Annotated in this window: 7 protein-coding genes; 1 reads left to right on the forward strand and 6 read right to left on the reverse strand. The window is 66.0% G+C overall.

Going from position 1 to position 3,398, the window contains the following annotated elements; translation table 11 throughout:
• Nucleotides 1-76 precede the first annotated feature (76 nt).
• Together JFN87_RS32545 and JFN87_RS33990 are read right to left on the reverse strand one after the other, a co-directional pair.
• Complete coding sequence (locus tag JFN87_RS32545; RefSeq protein ID WP_209346046.1) at nt 77-241, reverse strand: DUF7677 family protein; 165 nt, start codon at nt 239-241, stop codon at nt 77-79.
• Between the two features lie 118 nt (nt 242-359).
• On the reverse strand, nt 360-905 hold the full coding sequence (locus tag JFN87_RS33990; protein ID WP_307865683.1) for a DUF5946 family protein: 546 nt from the start codon (nt 903-905) through the stop codon (nt 360-362).
• Between the two features lie 64 nt (nt 906-969).
• On the opposite strand from JFN87_RS33990, the gene JFN87_RS32550 reads away from it, so the two are divergent.
• Nucleotides 970-1,338, forward strand: coding sequence for a VOC family protein (locus JFN87_RS32550; RefSeq protein WP_209346035.1), 369 nt, complete (start codon nt 970-972; stop codon nt 1,336-1,338).
• A gap of 144 nt (nt 1,339-1,482) precedes the next feature.
• Here the strand turns inward: JFN87_RS32550 and JFN87_RS32555 are convergent, their stop codons facing one another.
• The 4 genes from JFN87_RS32555 to JFN87_RS32570 all read right to left on the reverse strand — a co-directional run bounded on the left by JFN87_RS32555 (nt 1,483) and on the right by JFN87_RS32570 (nt 3,350).
• A complete protein-coding gene (locus tag JFN87_RS32555; protein ID WP_209346037.1) occupies nt 1,483-1,806 on the reverse strand; it encodes a hypothetical protein in 324 nt (107 codons plus the stop codon).
• A gap of 207 nt (nt 1,807-2,013) precedes the next feature.
• Nucleotides 2,014-2,400, reverse strand: a complete 387-nt coding sequence (locus tag JFN87_RS32560) for a VOC family protein (protein ID WP_209346039.1) — start codon at nt 2,398-2,400, stop codon at nt 2,014-2,016.
• 82 nt (nt 2,401-2,482) lie between these two features.
• Nucleotides 2,483-2,674 carry a hypothetical protein gene (locus tag JFN87_RS32565; protein WP_209346042.1) on the reverse strand — a complete coding sequence of 64 codons (192 nt, stop codon included), beginning with the start codon at nt 2,672-2,674 and terminating at the stop codon, nt 2,483-2,485.
• A 10-nt stretch (nt 2,675-2,684) separates the two neighbouring features.
• A complete protein-coding gene (locus tag JFN87_RS32570; RefSeq protein ID WP_372449332.1) occupies nt 2,685-3,350 on the reverse strand; it encodes a DUF5753 domain-containing protein in 666 nt (221 codons plus the stop codon).
• Between the last annotated feature and the right edge of the window lie 48 nt (nt 3,351-3,398).

The raw sequence follows: 3,398 nt of genomic DNA on the forward strand, positions 1-3,398 counted from the left end.
GCGCCTGCACGGCGAGCTCGGACACGCGACCCCCGCCGAGCACGAGGCCGCCCACTATGCGGCCGAACCCCCTGCGTCACTCCAGAAAACCAGCTAACCCACTCTCCACAAAACCCGGGGCTTGACAGAGAGCCGGGCGGTAATCGAAACCGTCGAGCAGGTCGACATCGATGGTGCCGTTCGCCAGGTAGAAGGCGAAGAGCCTGAGCGAAGCGCGCACGTCGACGGGCAGATGTCCCATCGGAACATCATGCCTGGCGTCCATACCGCCTGGGCGTGGGCTCGGTGGCGTCGGTGCCAGGCGCGATCAACGTCGCCAAGGCGGGCCTGGGGGACAGGCCGAATGCCCTTTCGGCCGATCACGAGCCGCCCCTCCACGCGGCGACCGTTGCTGCGGCCCAAGCCTCGACGCGTTCCCCGAAGCTCGCGGAGGGGAACGTCCCGTCGACGGCGACGACTTCGATCGTGACGGAGAAACGAGACCGTGTCGCGTCCCGGTGCGGTGGCGCCGCGTCTGGGGCGACTCGCACAGGCATGCCCTGCGCGCGGTGGGAGTTGCCACGACGAGCGTGACCAACAAGCCGGTTCACTTCGTCGAGGCCGCCGTCGAGGTACGCGTGCAGGAGCGCCCAAGCCATCGCGCCGTCGTCGGCGGGTAGCCGACTGGGGTGCTGGAGCAGGAAGCAAGCGACTGAGACTGCGTGCAGCGGCCCCCACGGGGCCTGCCGTGAATGGTCCAGTGCGAACAAGGCGTGGAACAGCTCGTCACAGGACCGCGGGTTCATAGACGCACCACACTCTGCGCAAGGTTGCATACCTTCTCCTTGCGGAAGTGGTGGCCGCGGGCCACAGCGTAGTGCCTGCCCGCCGGCAGGCGGTGTTCGAGGGCATGTGGAGCCGGGCATTGGGCCGCTTCGAGCGGTCCTGCGGCAGGTGTCGTCGGCTGCTGCTGTGCGTCAGAATCAGCACATGCTGAGAGTTGGTTCTGTGGTGCTGGGTGTCTCGAATGTGCCGCGTGCGGCGACGTTCTGGATGGAGGCTCTGGGATACGTTCCTCGCGAGGAGATGGAGGACGACTGGGTGGTGCTTGTGCCGTCGGAAGGAGCCGGCGTGCAGGTGGCGCTCAGCCTCAGCGAGACACCGGTCCAGGAGCATCCGCGGATCCATCTGGACCTGTATGCCGGGGACGCGGCCGACCAGACAGCCGAAGTAGCGCGGCTGGTGTCCCTGGGTGCTCATCGCGTCGACTGGGACTTCTATCCCGAAGACGCTGACTTCATCGTGCTCGCAGATCCCGACGGCAACCGCTTCTGTGTCATCGACACCGGTCACCACTGACGAGATCGGGAGCAGTGCGATGGCAGATCGGGTGCGGTGCGGGAGATCGGTGAGGAGGAGGGCCGGAGGCTGCTGTGGTGCATTCGCAGGGGCACGGTCTCTGTGGTGACGTGGCGAAGCCACGCTCGCACAGCCGATACCCGGTCAGACGGGATCGGTGAAAGAGACCGGCTTGCCCGTGGCGTGGGCGTATGCGATCTCCCTGCTCGTGGACTCGCCGATATAACCACCCGGATTGACGACCAGGACCCGGTCAGCCAGGTCGATCTTGCGCAGGTGCAGGGCGTCCAGCGCGGTCTTCTGCTCCTTGGTGATCAACTCGTCAGCTTTGTGATCCTCGGCGCGCGGGAAGACGCCTGGCGCGACGACGATGACACCTGCGAAGGTCAGGTCACGGTTCGCCGCGCTCATCTCGTCCACGAACCGGGTAGAGCCGCAGATGCAGACAATCTCAGGTCGGTCGGGCACGGCTCAGTCCTTCGGATCGAACGGGAAGGCGTCAGTGTGCACCTCCCCTCCCCAGACGGCCATACGAGCCACGAAGGGGATGTGACGACACGCCAATCGGTACGCGGAGGCGGACGGCAGAGCTGGTAGTGGCTCGCAGGCTGACTGAGCGGCAGGGGGCCGAAGCTCCAGTCGGATGAGCGGCGGGGCAGCGTCAGCGCCGGATCGCTAGGAGGTCTCCTTATGGACGGCTTCGATGTTGTTGCCATCCGGGTCACTGACGAACGCACAGTAGGCGCGGTACTCGGTCCACACACGGGGCCCGTGCCGGGAGGCGCCGCCGGCCGCCACCGCAGCCGCGTGGAAGGCATCCACCGCGTCTCGGCTGACCGCTGTGAACGCGATGTGCACCCCCGTGGTGACGGCGTCCTCCGCGCGTTCCACCGACAATGACGGCGTGTCCCGCTCCGGACTCCAGTACTCGGCGACGCCGTCGGCCCGGTAGCCGACTTCGATCCCCAGAGCTTCCAACGCAGAGGTGTAGAACTGTTCGCTGGCGTCGAAGTCCGAAGCGAATACCCCGAGGTGATGGACGAAGGACGTCGTTGTCTCCATGGCGGCCAAGCCTATGGAACAACAAGTCGAGGGACACGCTCCGGCGCTCGACACCAACCGATGAACCTTCCCGGTCAAAGCGCTAGACGAGGTGGTCCGCCTTTCCGGCCTTGATGTCGGCGACGAGCGCTCGAAGGGCGTCGATGGTGTCGGTGAGGTAGTGGTCTTCCTGGCCGTCGACGGCTATGTAGGCGTTGCCCTCGGTGTCGGTGCCGAGGCGGAAGCAGTTGCTCGCGTCCTGGCAGAAGGGGGCTTCCCACGTGATGTCAGGCACTGTGCGACTCCTAAAGGGTCGATGCGATGGTGTGCATCAGATCGAGGGTCTTCTTGGGTGTCAGCGCGTTCCGCTGCATCTCGTCCAGCTGTAGCCGGTACTTGCACAACTGCGTTTCGGAGTAGATGAACTCACCCGCCGACGTGCGGTCCAGCTGAACCGTGTCCAGCCGCGGCACCCGGCCGAGTGCGTACAGTATTGCCTGCCCGGCGCCGGGGAACGCCCCGGCCGAGAACGGGATCGCCTGGATCGTCACGTTGTCGCGGTCGGCTGCTGCCATGAGGTGCGTCAGTTGCTCGCGCAGCACCTTCCGGCCGCCCACTTCGATCCTCAACGCCGCCTCATGGACCACGAGTCTGTACGGTGGCGCGTCCGTGCGGTCGACGGCACGGTGACGCTGTACGCGGTGAGCGATCCTGCCCTCGAACTCGTCTGCGGGAAGAGGTGGGATGGCGGCCTCGAAGAGGGCCCGTGCGTACGCCTCCGTCTGGAACTGGCCTGGCATGTGGGTCATGGTGCTCACCCGCAAGCCTTGAGCACGCCACTCCAGCTCCGCGATGTCCAGAAAGGTCGCGGGCAGGAGCTCGCGGTACTCGTTGAATCGCCCCGGGTTTGATGGAGACATCGAAGACCCGGAAGGATGCCGCTCATGGCTGCTCCCCGTAAGTACCCCGATGAACTGCGTGAACGCGCGACGCGTCTCGCGGTCGAGGCCCGCAAGGAC

Source organism: Streptomyces montanisoli (assembly GCF_017813245.1).
GTDB classification, from domain to species: Bacteria; Actinomycetota; Actinomycetes; order Streptomycetales; family Streptomycetaceae; genus Streptomyces; species Streptomyces montanisoli.

Bases quoted from the DNA above. Each gene is read 5' to 3' on its own strand.
- JFN87_RS32560 (WP_209346039.1), bottom strand. From the start codon at position 2,400: ATGGAGACAACGACGTCCTTCGTCCATCACCTCGGGGTATTCGCTTCG.
- JFN87_RS33990 (WP_307865683.1), bottom strand. From the start codon at position 905: ATGCCCGGCTCCACATGCCCTCGAACACCGCCTGCCGGCGGGCAGGCA.
- JFN87_RS32550 (WP_209346035.1), top strand. From the start codon at position 970: ATGCTGAGAGTTGGTTCTGTGGTGCTGGGTGTCTCGAATGTGCCGCGT.
- JFN87_RS32545 (WP_209346046.1), bottom strand. From the start codon at position 241: ATGGGACATCTGCCCGTCGACGTGCGCGCTTCGCTCAGGCTCTTCGCC.